Raw genomic sequence first — 16,515 nt, forward strand, 5'->3', positions numbered from 1 at the left:
TCGTTCGATTGCTGGTTTTTTAGCAGGCGTATTTTCTTCACTATGTGCGTATCAACTTTGCCAAAAGAATAAGCCTAAAATTCATGTGATTAAATCTTTGGCTTATCCGTAACTGGGGTTATTTTAGTTTTAGACGTTTGATTCACTTAGGCTATTTTTTGATAAAAGATAGTAGAAGTACAAAACATATTTCAATTTTAATTCATAAAAAAACCGTTCTTTTAGAACGGCTTGTAATCAGGCATTTTATCATGCGGTGTCGCGATACATTTTTCAGTAAATTGCGTACGGACTTTTTCACGTGCCGCATCAACATCACCATTAATTTCTTCAAGTGGCAATGCATAGACTTGCTCAATAATCTCTAAAATAAAATTACGAGTAATGTCATCTTCAATTTTATTGGCATGCTCAATCGCACGTTCTTTTTCAATCGCATTTTGACGATCTAGCATGATGGTACGCGCAGCATTGCCAACACTTCGGCAATAGCCTTGCCATTGTTCTTCAGGGGTTAAGGGTTTCTTTTCTGCACAGCCCATTAATGCAAGCACTGCAGTCACCACCAAAATCTTTTTCATTGAAGCTCTCCTGTTGTGCTTATGATAATCAAAAGTTTGCATAAATACGAAACTATCCATGTACAAGCTTAAAAAATGCGCTCTGATTGAACGCATTTTTAAGTGAAGTTGCCGTTAGAAGCGCCAGTTATAGAAAATATCCACGGCGCGTTCTAAAGCTTGACTAGCTTCCAAATACAGTCGTTTATTCATTTGATAACGCAAAGTCAACTTATTGACAGGTGTGAAAACCCCCACGCCATAACGAATAAACAAGTCTGGGGTGATATAACCCGTCAAACTGACTTGGGTATCATCGCCTGTACCTTGGGCATCAAGTGCCAAACCACTTAAACCGAATGTACGTCCAATTTGATTGGTCAAGGCACGTGTACCACCCAATCCCATACTAATACCTGCCGCTGCAATAGTATTGTTGACGTCTGACTTAAAGCTTTCGGTCTGACTCAAACCACTGGTACCTTCATTGATACGACCTGTAATCAAAGCATTTAATGCTTCTTGTTCAGATAAGCCTGCATCGTTATACACTTGAATGTTCGGACTGCTGGCTGTGCCTGTAACTCTAAAGCCGACCATGCTGCCCTGTACATTTTTATTGGCATCCATATCTAAAGTTGGGTTAGAAATTGGGCCATTAAAACGCGCAATGGCACGGTTCAAATCCAGACTTTGTCCATAGGCTTCAATTTTCACACGCTGGCTGACCCCAATCGCACCATTGGCACGCATCGCAGTTTCTAAACCACGTTGAGATAAATACAAACGTCCAATCAGTGGAATACGGCTATTAAAACCTTGGAAAATGACCCGATCACCCAAATTCAATTCAAGATCGGCACGAATATCCCATGGACGAGCTGAACGTAATAATGCCAGTTGATCTTGTCCTTCATGTACCACACGCACATCCGAAGACACGTTAACCACAGGTGCAGACACTTCAGGCATAGAAATTAAAGCCCGAGGTACATCTACACGTCCTTTTAAACTCAGTTTTTTCTGGAAAGGTAAAACATCTAAGGATACATCTGGCGTAATCATTGCAGTAATTAGCGGTGCTTGACGAATTAATAAGTCTTTACCGTTTAAATTTAACTGAATACGCGGATCATTTTTCCAATCCACACTGCCCGTTAAACGCCCTACACCACCACCGCTGTTAAATGCGCCATTAATGCTGGCTTGATCTTGGCGGATAGAGGAATAGACCTGCACATTGGTCAGATTTACAGGTAACGAAATCATGCTGATCGCACCATCTTTCAGGCGCATTTCACCTGTGAGCAATGGTGAAGTTAAAGTCCCATTGATCTTGCCAGCAAAGGACAAAATGCCTGCCATTGAGCGCACATCGGCAATAAACGGTTTAAAAACTTTAAGTTGTACCTGATCAAAGGCAATTTCACCGCGCATTGGCATGTTTTTAGTGTAAGGATCAATCAGCACATTGGCATAACCTGTACCAATTTCAGGTGTTTTCACATCTATGCGTAATTTCAAGCCTTCGGCAATGCTTTTTGCGACCACAGCCACTTGTTCATAGCGCAAGGTTGAGCCTATATCTTGTGGATCGTCCGCAGCAAGTCCAATGACGCCATCACGCGTGACCAAATGTGCATCAATTTTTGGCTTCTGTCCTTTTGCCCACGCCGCTTTGGCATACCCATTAACCTTGCCTGTAATCGCCAAACCTTCAGGCATAAATGCAGAAAAGTCATTTAAGTCTAAGTTTTGAGTCACAAATGATGCATTGGCTTTGGTTTTACTCACACGAATAGGTTGATCAAAACACAATTGGCTTTGCTGACTCATCCAACAATGCGCACCAACATACAACTCACTGGTTCTATGTTGATAAATCACGGCTGCGTTTTGGCGCTGTGCCAAGTGGGTTCTTAAGGAGTCAAAATCTCCTTTCTGAATTTGTCCCATCCAATCATTTTGTGCATTTAAACCACCCGCCAATTGTACATAAAACTTACTCAGCTTATTTTCGGCTTCTAGTTTTAAAATATGTGCCTGACGTGTACCTGCTAAAGAAATCTGCCCTTGCTCGATGCCACGGTTGCCACTGCGTAAATTTTCCATGGATGCCGTCATCAGCGTTGGCGTATTTTCAGAGGTTGGCAATTCACCTTGTAGGCGCAATTTACGCACGCTGAAAATATTATTTACACTGAACTGATCAACAGCGAAATTGGCAGTGGCTTGTAAGCGTGGCTGCGACTGCACATTGATATAGCCATACGCACGTCCACGTAAACCTGAATAGATTTCGTATAAAGCAGGCGCATTGACTTTAATACGCAGATTTTGTGCATTCCCCGTTGCTTGTAACTGATTTTTGGCATAAGACAAAAATAGATTATTGGCTTCAAACTGTTGTGGTAAAAAGCCTTTTTGATTAGCATCAATCAACATGGCTAAATTCCCCGTACCACGTACAGGTTTATTATTGAGCATGCCTGCCAAATTCAGACGTTCAATGTTGATCCGTTTTTGAGTGTCTGACCAAATACCTTGAGTGCGAATATTGCCCGATAATTCACCACGTACACTGGACACAAAATAGTGCGGCTTAAAGCGAATTAAAGAAGCGTTTAAATTCCAGCTCACCCCCTGATTCAAATGCAGCAAACCATCCGCCACAATTTGCCCTGCAACACCATTATGGCGTAAGTCGCTAATTTTAATTAGTTCCGGCGTACCCGATAATTTTAGTTTTAAATGTCCTTCACTGCCTTGAATGGCACTGGCATTTAACCCACCATCATAATTCACGGCAAAACTTTTAAAGCCACCACCAGCTTTCACATCATGGAACAATAAAGCGATGGTGCTTTGCCCAGTTAAATGTACGTTTTCATTTTGATTGACCAAACGCCCTGTCAAATTAATATCTTTCAAATGAATAATTTGCTGATTCGGCAATGCAAAACCATTGGCTTTAAACTGCCCATTTAACACATTAACAGGTGCTGCGGTGCTGATACTTTGCGGATTAAAGTTTTTCGCAGCCAATACCGCATTCCATTTCAACTGACGTTTATCAGTTGGTAAATCAATGACGGCGCTGCCTGCCAAATGACTATCTGCAGTATCAAATTTAAAATTAGGAATATTTAAACGATTATTCTTTAAATTCAATTTGGCTTGGTACATGCCCGCAGGTAACATGGTTTTTTCATGTGTGCTGACTTTACTCGCCACAAAAATATCTTGCTGACCTTCTACCAAGGCCAATTGCACATCACCCGATTCACTTTTCAACCAACCCACATACGGCACAGCACGGTCTATGTTGTTCCAGCGCACATCAAGCAACATCGGATTTGCCGCTTTGCCCTGCGCAGGTTTTTGATCGAGTTTTAAATTCCAAGTTTCATATTGGTCAAAATCGACTTGTGCAGTTAAGTGTGTGCCTTTTTCCAAATGACCTTTAGATGCTAAATTGGCATCTAAACTTGGCGGTAAAAAGTCTTTGACCACTTGAGGAATTAGTGGATCTTTAGGATTAATTTTATCCAGACGTCCTGTTAAATCCCAATTGACTTTTTTATCCCAACTGACAATGCCCGCTACATTGGCAGCACCTTGCATAAGTTGTGCATTTAAATTACTGATATTCAGTTGATGAACTAAATCGGTATACATCAGACCTGTATATTGACCTTTAGGGATGTGTTTACCGCTCAAATCCGTATTGACATCAATATCTAAACGCTTGATATCGCCTTTAAATTTAGCTGCACCTGCTTGGGTAAAAAGTTCCTGCTCGGTCAAAATAGGCCAACGGTAGTTTTTAAATTGTAACTCACCAAACATTGGCACTTGCTTACGCATTGGATGCAACACTACCCATCCCGTGAGCAAATCAGGCGTATTTGTTGCAACACCCGCCTGAATCGTGTCGAGTGTGCCTTTGCCTACTACTTTAATATCGTGAATATTTAAGCTGTCATGTAAAGAGGGAATATTTAAATCACCCACCACATTAAGCGGATATTTACCTTCAAATTTCATATCGCCTGTGGCATTGCGTACATTCAAATATCCCATATCCATATTGGAATCTTCAAATTTCAGTTCTGTACCCGACCACAAGGCATTATTTAAATGAATATCGTAAAAATCGACCTGCGTACCAGAGGCGGTTTGAATCAATAAATGATCGACATCGGCAGTATCTAAACGCAAAACAAAAGGTAAGCGAATTTCATTGAATTTGAATGGATCATCACTTGGTGGGCCTTTCGGATAAATCCGCAGATTACGCACATCGGCACGATTGAGATGGATTTCTTTATCTAAAATGGCACGCCAACCAAGAATGACATCGGCACGGTCAATTTTGACATCAACAGGTTTTAAACTGACGATGATATTGCGCAGAATAATCCCACGCCATAAATTACCGCCTTCATATTCATAATGAATTATTTCTTGGCGCTGCAATACGCTGTCTAATAAGAACTTTGAGCCACGGTCTGTTGAGAACATCACCACCAAAGCGGACACCAATAAAACCAGCATCAACAGCAGTGACAGTAAAACACTCCTGAGTATTCGACGCTTTTTAGGTGGCGTTACTGGAGTTTCTGGTTGCTGTTCAACTTCAGCCATAATGTTCTCTAAGTCTTAAATTTATAGTTGAGAGCCAATAAAGAAATGTAAACGGATTGGATGGTTATCATCTGAAATACCAGAAGCCACATCAATCCGAATTGGGCCAATTGGTGATGCCCAACGTACCCCCAAACCTACGCTATATTCGGTGTCGTTGCTAAAGTCTTTATCGTAAGCATTACCAAAATCACTAAATACTGCTGCGCGCCACCCCTCTTTAAATTGATAGTTATATTCTAATGAACCAACCGCCAAAGCCTGACCTCCAATTTTAAAGCCTTCAATTTGTGGTGTTAAAGACTTGTAGTCAAAGCCACGTAAAGACTGGTCACCACCAGTAAAATAACGCAAATTATAAGGCACTTTATTAAAATCTTCGGTGTAGATATAACCTAAGTCACTGCGTCCGACAAACTGATGATCGTCATTTTCACCCAATGAATAAATAAAACGCCAACCTGCATTTAGAATGGCTAAATCTGCATCGCTGAGCAGTGATTCACTCCCCAGTTCTATTTTATAAATTTGGCGAAAACCTTTGCTTGGGTTAACACGACGGTTACTGTCGGTACGTGAAACTTCATAGCCAAGCAATAACGATTGTTGCTCGACATCACCATTGGCAATAAACGCTTCACGTTCTTTTGTTAAAAACACAGGGCCATCTTCGGTCAAGCGATCTAGTCGATAACGTAAACCAAAAGCATGTTGCCAACTGCCCATTGGTTTTTTAATCACACGGTCAACACCTGCAACCGCAGATTCAATCATCAAGCCGCCACCTTGTGCAACATCGTCACGTTCTTCACGCTCATAACCACCCACCAAAGCAACATAATCATTCAGTGGATGGTTATAAGGAATGTTATAACGTCCATCAATGGCTTGACGAATTTGCGAAAGCTCCAAGTTAGCATCAAATGAGTGACCACGTTTATTGACAATGGCACGGCGATATTGCCCACGCAAACGCACGCCTGTGTCAGTTCCAAAACCTGCACCGACTTCGGCACTATTTAAGCGGTCTGCATTTAAAGTCACAATCACAGGAATTTTTTTGTCGATACGTGCCTGTTGTTTTAAGCGCTCTTCTTCCGATTGTTTATCTTCTTGCTGTGCATGTAGCATGCGCAGCTTATCGTTGCTCGCACCTTCTTCTGTGCCAGCAAATTCAGCTTCGTTCACCACAGATTGCGTCACTTCCTGAGATGACGCCACCCGTTTTTGATCGACGACTGTGGCATCGTAAACTGAGATTTTTTGTTGATCGACCAAAGCCTGAATATCAGGTGGCAATTCCAAAGGATGCTCTACAGGATCAGGACGGATTGTATCAACTAAGGTGTAGTTGAAATAACGCGAGTTGGTGAGGTTATTGGCCAAACCATTTACACGCCAAAAAGTATAGTCAGCATTGTCCTGCCAAGTGACCATACTTTGCAGAATATCCATATCCAAAGGGAATTCTTGATTTGGATCGCTCATACGAAATTCAACATTTCCGAGTTTATAACGCTCGCCTGTTTCATAACGTAAATTGATATCGGCTGTATTTTGAGGTTGAGCGACTTTAACGTCATGCAAACGCCAGTAACTGTCAAAATAACCGTTATCTGAAGCGGCATCGGTAATTCGTTTTTTGGTTTGCTCATACAAACCATGATTAAACACATCATCTACTTCTTGATCAGGCAAGACACCAATAACCTGAAATTGTGCCTCGTATTGTCCTTCACCTGTAAATTCAATATTTTGCTGTTTAATCGCCACAGGTGGATTTGGCACAACCTGCACACGCACGCGGCTATCACTGAGTTTTTCAAACTTAAACTCGGCATTATAAAAACCCACCGCCTGCGCAGCCTGATTTGACAACGTACGCAGTTGCGGCAATGCCGATGGAAAATCTGCAAAAGACTCCTGGGTAAAACTGGACAGTTTGGCCTTAATATTGGCACTTAACTGATCTACCGCTGTACGATAAGCATCGGGCGATACCTCTCCAATTGAGTTTTGTGTACCATTGACACCATTTGCGGTAATGACCACATCTGCACTAATACGCGGCACTTTGGCTGTATTTAGCTCACGCGGTGGACGGACTTTATACAGTAAACGTCTGAAAAAACCGGGTTTATCGGCATTTTCCACCTGCGTCATCCAGCCCAATTCAGCCATTAAGGTATCGTTAGGATTGGCTTCCACTACAAAATTACTGTCTGCCTGAATATTGGTTATGAGCTGATCGACATTTACAGGCGCTTGATCAATTTGCAGTAGCTCCTGCTGTGTTGCGTCTTTAACCAACGTTTCTGGCACTTGACCATTGCGGTCTAGCATCGCTTCTTGTTTGGCTTGTTCTGCCACCTGAAAAATTTCATTGGCAAGCCCCTGATCTACAGGTGCAATGGGTAAATCTTCTAAGTCTTCAAATTCGATAGGCTGAAATTCAGCAAAAGATGCCCCTGCCTGTTGTTGCTGTTGCAGCATTTCTAGACTATTAAATTCAGGTGTTTGCGCTTGCTCTAAAGCTTCTTCTATTTTTTGTAGATCTTGGGCACTGTCTTTACCTTGTGCTGCTGCCAGTTGTTTAATTTCTGCAGCTAAATTTTGTGCTTCTTCTGCAGTTGGAGTCTGTAGCGGTACAGGATTTTCAGCAAGCTGAGCGTTTGAATTGGGTACAGTAAGACTTTCTGCAAAACTTGAAGATGCAACTAAACCTAAAAACAGACTTAGTCCGAGCTTTTTCGGCATATTCCAGCATAAAATGGCATGCATACTGGAACACAGTACTGATTTTTTAAAGTTTGTATTTACAAGCATAAAAAACTCTAAACTGATTTAATTTTTATGGAAAAACCCCAATGAACCCGCGTACAAACACCAATTTATTTGATTTTTTCATCAGTGAAAAGACTTGAAACATCATACATGATTTTCTGTACTATTATATCAAGCGGTCACATTTCTTAATAAAACTAAACGAAGTTAATCACGCATGGAAAAAAATGAACATTTGTTGAGGAGTCGTCGCTTTTTGCCGACGTTTCTCACTCAATTTTTTGGCGCACTCAATGATAACGTGTATAAACAAGCGCTGCTTTTAGTCTTTACCTATGGTCTGATTAGCCAGCAATCTGCAAATGTCAGCACCTTGAATAATTTAGCAGCCTTGTTGTTTATTTTGCCGTATTTTATTTTTTCTGCCACCGCAGGACAATTAGCAGACAAGTATGAACGTGCCCAATTGGTGCGTGCCATCAAACTGCTTGAAATTGTCATCATGCTGATTGGTACCGTTGGTTTTATTTTAGGAAATTTGTGGCTATTGCTGATTGCCTTATTTTTAATGGGCGCACAATCGACCTTTTTTGGCCCAATCAAATATGCCATTTTGCCTGAAGTACTCAAACCGCATGAACTGATGTCGGGCAATGCAATTTTCCAGTCAGGTACATCCATTGCAATTTTATTGGGGATGATTTTAGGCGGTGCAGTGATTTCGGTATCTGCAGGCAATTTAGTCTGGATTAGCTTAACTGTGGTGATTATTGCACTAATTGGTTATGCCTCAAGTCGTTTTGTGCTGACGCAGCGCGTCACGGCACCCGACATTCAAATTGACTGGAATTTTTTCCGTACCAGTTTCCAGACTTTAAAATATGCCAAAAGCCTGCCGATGATTTTTCTAATATTATTGGGCAATTCTTGGTATTGGTTTTATGGGGCAACGTATTTAACCCAAATTCCACAGCTCACTCAACAAAACTTGCATGCTTCTGAAAATGTGGTGAGTTTATTACTGACACTCTTTTCTGTCGGTATTGGCGTAGGTTCTTTGCTCTGCCGTAAAATAGGCGGTACCGAGGTCAATATTAAAATGGTGCCTATTGGCGCAGTCGGTTTAACCGTCTTTGCTTTTTATTTGGCAGGCACATTGGCTTTTGTACCAGAAAAAACAGGCACACTACTGGGCTTAGCCGAAGTCTTTCAGCAAGGCTGGAGTTATTATCATGTCATGTGTGCAGTCACTTTACTGGGCATTAGTGGCGGTTTTTACATTGTGCCCTTGTATGCCATGATGCAAGCCTATTCCCCTCGCTCGCACCGCGCACGTGTGGTCGCAGCCAACAATATTTTAAATGCGGTATTTATGGTGTCATCTGCCATTTTTTCGATTTTAATTTTAAGCATTTTAAAAATTGATTTAAAAATTTTATTTAGTATTACGGCTGTTTTAAGTGCTTTTTTCACCTTTTGGCTCTTGTTAAAGCTCAAGCCAATGTTAGATACTGCACAGGACTCTTTGGAGGATTAATTTCATGCGTCATTACACAGGCATCGACAAGTTTATTCATTCATTTGACCAAGCCTTACGTAGTTTAGTACCTGGCACAACTTCGGCTCAACGTGAAAACCCGGGCAATACGGTTGAAACCAAATTGGCTGTGAGTGAAGCACGTCATGTTGCAGGCTTAATGCGAGTAAACCATAGTGGTGAAGTCTGTGCACAAGCCTTATATCACGGTCAGGCTTTAACTGCGAAATTGCCCAATGTACGTCGTGAAATGGAACAGGCTGCAATTGAAGAACAAGACCATTTGGCGTGGTGCGAAGACCGCTTAAAAGAGTTAGACAGTCACACCAGTTTGCTTAATCCTGTATGGTATGGCTTGTCTTTTGGGATGGGTGCAATTGCAGGTATTGCGGGCGATAAATACAGTTTGGGTTTTGTGGCAGAAACTGAACGTCAAGTCAGCTTGCATTTAGAACATCATATTAGCCAATTGCCTGAACAAGATGAGCGTTCACGTAAAATTCTAGTCCAAATGAATGAAGATGAATTGCATCATCGCGATACGGCGCTCAAAGCAGGTGGTGTAGATTTGCCTGTACCTGTACGTTTGACCATGACTGCGATTTCCAAGCTCATGACCAAGACCAGTTATTATATTTAATGAATTGATAACACTTAAACGCTCACAATTGTGGGCGTTTTTTTATGTCATTGGAATAGAAAACATCTCGATTAAAACGATCAAAAAATAACAGAGAAAGAGCCGATTTTGAGTTATCCCAAGATTTATCCGCAGATTTTGTGGATAGTTTTTAAGTGCAAAGCCGTATAAATACAGAAAAATATTATTTTTGATGGTTTTTCATACAAACATATCAGCAAGATATGACACAATGATGTAAGCCGAAATCAGATCACGTTTCACAGCCAAAATTTAAAAATGCATCACTGATCTGCCAATTTTACTGGCTGATTTACTCTTCACAACTCACAATGGGATAGTCATGCGCAGAATGCACAAAAGCCTCATCTTGCCAAATATCCCACATTGGAATTTTAACATCTAAAGCAAGTGGCATTTTTTTCGGATTGAATTGCATTTGAGCTAAATTTTCACCCCACGCAATAATATCAATATCCAGCGGAATGTCATGCGATGGGCGCACACGCCCTGCTGCAACTTCCAATTCCTTAAGGATGACGTTTAGATGCTCAAAGCTTAAACGGCTTTTTAGCAAACAAGCAGAATTCCAATAGTCTGCACCAATCCCATCACGGCATGGAATCAGATAAATATGCGAAAATTGCACTTCACCCAATGCAGCAATTTGCTGATAGGCACTTTTAAACTGACGTGGTGCTTCGCAGTTACTCGCCAAAGCGAGAGCAAAAATCGTTTCGGTGGCGTTCAAGACGAATTCCTACAGAATTGGCTTCTGGAATAATGGCAGGTTTGCGAATGGTGATGGTAATGGATTCAACTGCGGCAAAAGTCGTAAAAAGTGCATCCAATACCAATTGTGCTGCATGCTCAATCAATTTGGGTGCAGCCTGCTGAATCACTTGCGCTGAAATGCTGCAAATTTCTGCATAATTGAGCGTGTCTTGCAACTCATCTGAAGCTGCAGCTTGGCTTAAATTGGTGGCAATGATCAAATCCAACATGAGTGGTTGTTGAATTTGACGCTCCCATGCAAAACAGCCGACGACTGTTTCCACCTTTAAGCCTTCAATGATAATTGCATCCATGACCACACTCTATATTTCATTTAAAATCCTTCTATCTCCTTCTATCCCCTTCTATTGAAAGGGATATTTGCCGTATTTTAAAGCCACGTAAAACTTATAAAAAAGATTGGTGGCTTTAAAATATGCAACCAGAAAGCTTGATTCGACCAATATGGATAATTAATGCTTTAACAACAAATTCGGATCAATGCTTTGTACCATCTGCAATCGTTGATCGGCATAAATATCGGTATAAGGTGCTAAAACGCGCATGAAACGGTCAAAGTACAGCATTTGCTTGAACAGTAAAGCAAAGTCACGCGGGAAACGAATCCCATGACGCTCACCCACAGCAACCATATCGAGCATAATGTCATTTAAATCGGCAGGGTTAGAAGTCAGCAACTCTTGAGGATCGGCCAGCAATACGCCACTAAATAAACGCTCTAAATCTGCTGCCAAAACCTGAGTATCAATTTGCTTGTCGGTCATGCCCATTTTGAGCATATTTTCAGCCATAAGCGTGTAGTTGGTATTTTGTAGAGCATCCATAAAAGCCATACATGCAGTCCACACTTCAGGATTCAGCTGTCCAACAATACCAAAATCAATAAAGCCGACACGCCCATCTTCAAGCAACATCAGGTTGCCTGCGTGTAAATCGGCATGGAAACTGTTACACATCATCAAGCTACCAAACCATGTATTCATGGCAGTAATCAACACTTGCGATGGATCGTTAGATACTTGTTTCACCACGTCAAAATCGGTCAAAGGTACGCCATACAAACGCTGCATGGTCAATACGCGACGGGTGGAATATTGATGATAGACCTTAGGTGCAGTGGCTTTTGTATTTTGGGTTAAATTCAGATAATTAATAAAATCATCTAGGTTACGTGCTTCTTCAATAAAGTCGACTTCACGCACCATACGGGTTTTGATTTCTTCGACAATATCGGCCAATGACGCAAATTTGACTTTAGGTACAGCTTTTTCGAGCAGTTTAGTCGCCCAGTGCAAGACGTTTAAATCGGTATAGAGAATGGTTTCTACACCCGGTTTTTGCACTTTAATCACTACATCTTCGCCACTCACCAATTTTGCAGCATGTACTTGTGCGATAGATGCTGAAGCTAAAGGCTTTTCATCTATTGAGGCAAAAATTTCATCTAAATTGCGCCCTGCAAATTCAGATGCCAATACTTGCTGTACATAGCTAAACGGTAAAGTTGGAGTTTGGTCTAAACAACCTTGAAATTCTTCGACATATTCACGTGGGAACAATGACGGTGTACTGGCAATAAACTGCCCAAGTTTAATGTAGGTTGAACCTAAAGATTCAAATGTTTCGCGCATGAGTTTGGCATTACTTGGCTTTTCAGTGGCATATTTAATGCCTGCTTTGGCTGCCACTACGGCAGTTTCACCCATGCGAGCAACTGAACGTAAACCATCTAACCAGATATTATTTTTCATCATGTCTGAGTCATATTAAAGTAGTGAGAGTTTAACAAAAAATTGCCAAGTAAAAAGGCTATCTTGCCTGACAAACTGGACAGTTGTGGTCTTGATCAAACGACAATAAGCGTTGTTTCATGCTTAAACCATCCCAAAGTAATAGCTTTTGTTTCAGCGCGGTGTTGCCTAAACCCAAGTACAATAAGGCATGATGCGCTTGTAAACTGGCCATGACGTTGGGAGTGGTTGCCAATACGCCACTGTCAGCGCAGCGCAAACTTTCATTGGCATGTTGTTCTTTCGGGAACAGACATTCATAGCAAGCAGAATCACCTTCGACCATGAACATTTGCCCTTGAAAACCAATGGCAGAGGCACTGAGTAAAGGTACATTCAATTGTCGGCAATATTGATTGACCAAATATCGGGTACTGAAATTATCACAACCATCTAAAACTAGGTCTTGTTGGGCAACTAAAGTGCCTGCATTTTGCGCATCTAACAGCGTGGTTAAACAAACAATCTCGATATAAGGATTAATTTGCATTAATCTTTTTGCGAGAATTTCGGCCTTATAAAAGCCTAAATCTGCGGGGGTATAGGCGATTTGTCGTTGCAAATTACTGGTTTCAATCACATCAGCATCAATCAGAGTGATTTTTCCCACGCCTGCACGTGCAAGTAATTCTGCGCTTAAACAGCCAATCCCGCCACACCCCACAACAAGTACGTTGGCCAGTTTTAATTTTTCTTGGGCTTCAATATCCCAGCCATCCAATAAAATTTGTCGGCTATATAGATGCATTTCTGCATCGCTCAATTCCAACTGAGTATCGAATATGCTTTCCAAGAAAATGCCCTATTCTGCAAAACCAAAACGCCAAGTATAACGGGTATTCAAAGCAAACCGCCATGACGGCGGTTGAATTGTTGCGTATTTGAACAGATGGAGATGTGCAACGACTTGCTTAAAAGTGCATCCGCATGCCTACGTTATAAGTAACGCCATCGGCATCGCCTATATATTCATTATAATAGGCAATTCCACCATTCCAGTAACATGCCGTATTCCCGACTTTGTCTGAGGTTGTCCCATCTTTACAGGTGGTATTCGAGGTGCTGTCATATAACCATTTATAACCGGCAGTGGCGTAAATCGAGAAATCAGGAACAAAGTTCAAACCGACTTCTACGCCCACAGGTAAAGTGACAAAATTGACATCATTGGCAAGCAGCTTTGAACTTGCGCCGCTATAACCTAGACCTGCGTATGTATTGAAATAAAAACCATGATAGCTGATCAGGTTTAAATTCCCGCCCATATTGAATTCATAATAATCCAAATCGTATTCATTGTTTTTTAAGAATTCCAATCTGCCATAAAAACCTGAGCGATGTGGCGTGGTGGAAACACCCAAAGCAAAACCATCTAGTTCTACTGTATCGCCACTGTCAAAATCTGCTTCAAAATTGGCGTATTCGGCAAAGACTGCATAATTTTTTTGTGGCGTTTTTGCTGCTGGATAGCTGGAATAGGCTGTACTTTCAGCAGTTGGCGCTGGGTTCCAGTTTTGTGCATAACTGCCAGAGGCACACAACAGTAAAGCTGCGCCCATCCATATCGACTTCGTAAATATCCGCTTTGACGGCTGCGTGAAATTTAAATGAGCTGTTACCATGATGTTCTCCCCCAATATGTATTGCGCTGCCTACATGCTTTTATCGTAATCGAAGTACATGCAGCCTTGTTCATTGTGTCAGCATAAAGTTGAAAATATCACATCACCAATATGATGCACACATTTTCTATCGATTGAGTTCGTGCTTGCATAATCGGGTGGTTTAAATAAAGAATACAGATTTAAAAAAACGCCAATCTGTATGAATGGCGTTTTTCTTATGGCGCAATAATTAACAGGGCCTATTGGCTGAATTTAGCTCACTTTTTTAAAAGCATTTTGTTTTGCAATTTCTTGTTGCTTCAATAAATTACGCTGAATTTTTCCACTGGATGTTTTAGGCAAACTGCTGACAAATTCAATTTCTTTAGGATAGGCATGTTTCGATAAGCGTGAACGCACATACTGTTGCAGCTTTTCCTGCAATGCAGTGCTTGGTTGATATTGATTTTTTAACACCACAAAGGCTTTTACCACTTCTGTACGCTCTGGGTCTGGCTTACCAATTACTGCGGATTCAAGCACTTCCTCACATTCAAGCAAAGTACTTTCTACATCAAAAGGCCCGACACGATAACCCGAAGTTGTAATGACATCGTCTGCACGACCAATAAAATCAATCCCACCAAATTCATTTAAACGTACCGTATCACCCGTTAAATAATACTGTCCCACAAATGATTTACGGTCATCCCCATCGTAACCTTTGAACCACATTAAAGGCGATTGTGATTCATCCAGTGCAAGTGTGCCAATTTCGCCGTGAGCGACTTCCTGATGCTGTGCATTTAAAACCGCGAAACGATGTCCGGGAATAGCATAACCCGCAGAACCTACTTTTTTCTGATGTTCCAGTGCATGATGATTGGCAATCACCATCCCCAATTCGGTTTGTCCATATTGATCATAAATATTGACTTGTAAATCATGCTTAAACCAATGAATCACTTCTGGTGTGAGCGGCTCGCCTGCACTGCTAACCACACGCAGATGTCGTTGAATATCACCATCAAACTTTTCTTTAAAACCAAAGAACATTCTAAATGCGGTTGGTGAACCTGTTAAATTACTCACCTGATATTTACGGATAATTTCCAGTGCATGATCAACACTAAATGGACGTTCATCCATAATAATGCTATGCCCCAAACTCAGTGGCCCTGTAATACCGTAATACAAGCCATAAGCCCAACCAGGGTCGGCTAAATTCCAAAATGAATCTTCTGCTCTTAAATCGACTGCATGCTGCATATAACCTTTAAATGCCACAATGGCTTTTAAAGGCACAGGTACAGATTTAGCTAAACCCGTAGTGCCTGATGTAAACATCATCAGAAAATCATCTTCAAAACTGCGATACACGGTTTCAAAGTAAGTGTCTTGAGTGCTTAGAACTTGCCAAAAATCTGTATCATGGTTTTGAGCTTGATTTGCTGCGTCCACAGTTAAAATTTTCACATTAGACAAGGCATTTAGTTTTGGACGCTGCTCAGTATTGGTCACAATGAGCTGCGTCTTTGCAGTTTGAATACGGTGCTCAATCGCTTTAGATTCAAAGGCTGTAAATAAAGGCTGATACACTGCCCCAATGCGCCATGTGGCAAAAACCGTAATTAACAATTCAGGCGTACGCGGCAATAATCCTGCAATACAATCACCTGCTTTTAAGCCCAGTTGAGTAAAATAATTTGCCAATTTTCCAGATGCTTCTGCCAGTTGATCAAATGTCCACGATGCAGTTTGACCGTGTTTGCCTTCCCAAATTAAGGCAGTTTGTTGAGTACCCGTATAGCGTCCGCAACATTCTTCATAGGCATTAAGTGCCGTTGGCGTTCCTGCCAATTGGGTTTGAATCAGTTGCTCAATATCAAACTGTTGATATGCCTCTTGCAAAGTTTTCATTCTTTTAAGCTCCGTCTTAAACTGATGACACTGCAATTCATTTGCAGCAATATGCGTTATTGTTTTAACCGTTTTTACAAGTTAGGATTGAATCGCTCTTTAAAATTTAAAGGGTATTTGCATTTTAAGGTGGGATTTTAATTAATTCCACTTTCTTTATTTCTATAATATTTCCCCATTTTTGCAATCTAAGGTTGAATCAAAAAAATAGAAATCATTCCATTTTTGCAATACAGGG

General features: G+C 41.2%; 11 protein-coding genes and 1 pseudogene. 3 read left to right on the plus strand and 9 right to left on the minus strand.

The genetic code is table 11. The features are described from left to right. Positions 1-112 (plus strand): annotated as a pseudogene (locus FTU66_RS12920) (IS982 family transposase); the annotation flags it as partial. Positions 113-221: 109 nt separating this feature from the next. Here the strand turns inward: FTU66_RS12920 and FTU66_RS12925 are convergent. From FTU66_RS12925 to FTU66_RS12935, 3 genes are all read right to left on the minus strand, one after another. After that, the gene (locus FTU66_RS12925) at positions 222-581 is read right to left on the minus strand and encodes a hypothetical protein (protein ID WP_004973219.1); all 360 of its coding nucleotides are present in this window, start codon (positions 579-581) and stop codon (positions 222-224) included. Positions 582-695: 114 nt separating this feature from the next. After that, the gene (locus FTU66_RS12930; RefSeq protein WP_180112916.1) at positions 696-5,207 is read right to left on the minus strand and encodes a translocation/assembly module TamB domain-containing protein; all 4,512 of its coding nucleotides are present in this window, start codon (positions 5,205-5,207) and stop codon (positions 696-698) included. A 21-nt stretch (positions 5,208-5,228) separates the two neighbouring features. Then, complete coding sequence (locus FTU66_RS12935) at positions 5,229-8,033, minus strand: autotransporter assembly complex family protein (protein WP_180112917.1); 2,805 nt, start codon at positions 8,031-8,033, stop codon at positions 5,229-5,231. A gap of 175 nt (positions 8,034-8,208) precedes the next feature. Between FTU66_RS12935 and FTU66_RS12940 the strand changes: the two genes are divergently transcribed. Together FTU66_RS12940 and coq7 are read left to right on the plus strand one after the other, a co-directional pair. Beyond that, positions 8,209-9,528, plus strand: coding sequence for an MFS transporter (locus FTU66_RS12940; protein ID WP_180112918.1), 1,320 nt, complete (start codon positions 8,209-8,211; stop codon positions 9,526-9,528). A gap of 4 nt (positions 9,529-9,532) precedes the next feature. Beyond that, on the plus strand, positions 9,533-10,168 hold the full coding sequence (gene coq7, locus FTU66_RS12945) for a 2-polyprenyl-3-methyl-6-methoxy-1,4-benzoquinone monooxygenase (RefSeq protein WP_167846060.1): 636 nt from the start codon (positions 9,533-9,535) through the stop codon (positions 10,166-10,168). A 313-nt stretch (positions 10,169-10,481) separates the two neighbouring features. Here the strand turns inward: coq7 and FTU66_RS12950 are convergent, their stop codons facing one another. The 6 genes from FTU66_RS12950 to FTU66_RS12975 form a co-directional block, all read right to left on the minus strand. After that, positions 10,482-10,919 (minus strand): 2-amino-4-hydroxy-6-hydroxymethyldihydropteridine diphosphokinase, encoded by a 438-nt coding sequence (locus FTU66_RS12950; RefSeq protein ID WP_167846061.1) that lies wholly within the window; start codon positions 10,917-10,919, stop codon positions 10,482-10,484. Beyond that, positions 10,876-11,256 carry a dihydroneopterin aldolase gene (folB, locus tag FTU66_RS12955; protein WP_019838257.1) on the minus strand — a complete coding sequence of 127 codons (381 nt, stop codon included), beginning with the start codon at positions 11,254-11,256 and terminating at the stop codon, positions 10,876-10,878. The genes FTU66_RS12950 and folB overlap by 44 nt, the downstream gene beginning before the upstream one ends. A gap of 159 nt (positions 11,257-11,415) precedes the next feature. Then, the gene (locus FTU66_RS12960) at positions 11,416-12,714 is read right to left on the minus strand and encodes an AarF/ABC1/UbiB kinase family protein (RefSeq protein WP_026438367.1); all 1,299 of its coding nucleotides are present in this window, start codon (positions 12,712-12,714) and stop codon (positions 11,416-11,418) included. A gap of 58 nt (positions 12,715-12,772) precedes the next feature. Continuing rightward, positions 12,773-13,501, minus strand: coding sequence for a HesA/MoeB/ThiF family protein (locus tag FTU66_RS12965; RefSeq protein WP_096900943.1), 729 nt, complete (start codon positions 13,499-13,501; stop codon positions 12,773-12,775). Between the two features lie 163 nt (positions 13,502-13,664). Further along, a complete protein-coding gene (locus FTU66_RS12970) occupies positions 13,665-14,375 on the minus strand; it encodes a hypothetical protein (RefSeq protein ID WP_004973205.1) in 711 nt (236 codons plus the stop codon). A 255-nt stretch (positions 14,376-14,630) separates the two neighbouring features. Continuing rightward, complete coding sequence (locus FTU66_RS12975) at positions 14,631-16,277, minus strand: AMP-binding protein (protein ID WP_131260808.1); 1,647 nt, start codon at positions 16,275-16,277, stop codon at positions 14,631-14,633. Positions 16,278-16,515: the final 238 nt, after the last annotated feature.

Origin of the sequence: Acinetobacter sp. YH12131 (genome assembly GCF_013418635.1) — a bacterium.
GTDB lineage: Bacteria > Pseudomonadota > Gammaproteobacteria > Pseudomonadales > Moraxellaceae > Acinetobacter > Acinetobacter towneri.

Excerpts from the sequence above, each read along its gene's own strand:
- FTU66_RS12925 (WP_004973219.1), bottom strand. The coding sequence starts at position 581 with ATGAAAAAGATTTTGGTGGTGACTGCAGTGCTTGCATTAATGGGCTGT.
- FTU66_RS12930 (WP_180112916.1), bottom strand. The coding sequence starts at position 5,207 with ATGGCTGAAGTTGAACAGCAACCAGAAACTCCAGTAACGCCACCTAAA.
- FTU66_RS12935 (WP_180112917.1), bottom strand. The coding sequence starts at position 8,033 with ATGCTTGTAAATACAAACTTTAAAAAATCAGTACTGTGTTCCAGTATG.
- FTU66_RS12940 (WP_180112918.1), top strand. The coding sequence starts at position 8,209 with ATGGAAAAAAATGAACATTTGTTGAGGAGTCGTCGCTTTTTGCCGACG.
- coq7 (WP_167846060.1), top strand. The coding sequence starts at position 9,533 with ATGCGTCATTACACAGGCATCGACAAGTTTATTCATTCATTTGACCAA.
- folB (WP_019838257.1), bottom strand. The coding sequence starts at position 11,256 with ATGGATGCAATTATCATTGAAGGCTTAAAGGTGGAAACAGTCGTCGGC.
- FTU66_RS12960 (WP_026438367.1), bottom strand. The coding sequence starts at position 12,714 with ATGAAAAATAATATCTGGTTAGATGGTTTACGTTCAGTTGCTCGCATG.
- FTU66_RS12965 (WP_096900943.1), bottom strand. The coding sequence starts at position 13,501 with ATGCATCTATATAGCCGACAAATTTTATTGGATGGCTGGGATATTGAA.
- FTU66_RS12970 (WP_004973205.1), bottom strand. The coding sequence starts at position 14,375 with ATGGTAACAGCTCATTTAAATTTCACGCAGCCGTCAAAGCGGATATTT.
- FTU66_RS12975 (WP_131260808.1), bottom strand. The coding sequence starts at position 16,277 with ATGAAAACTTTGCAAGAGGCATATCAACAGTTTGATATTGAGCAACTG.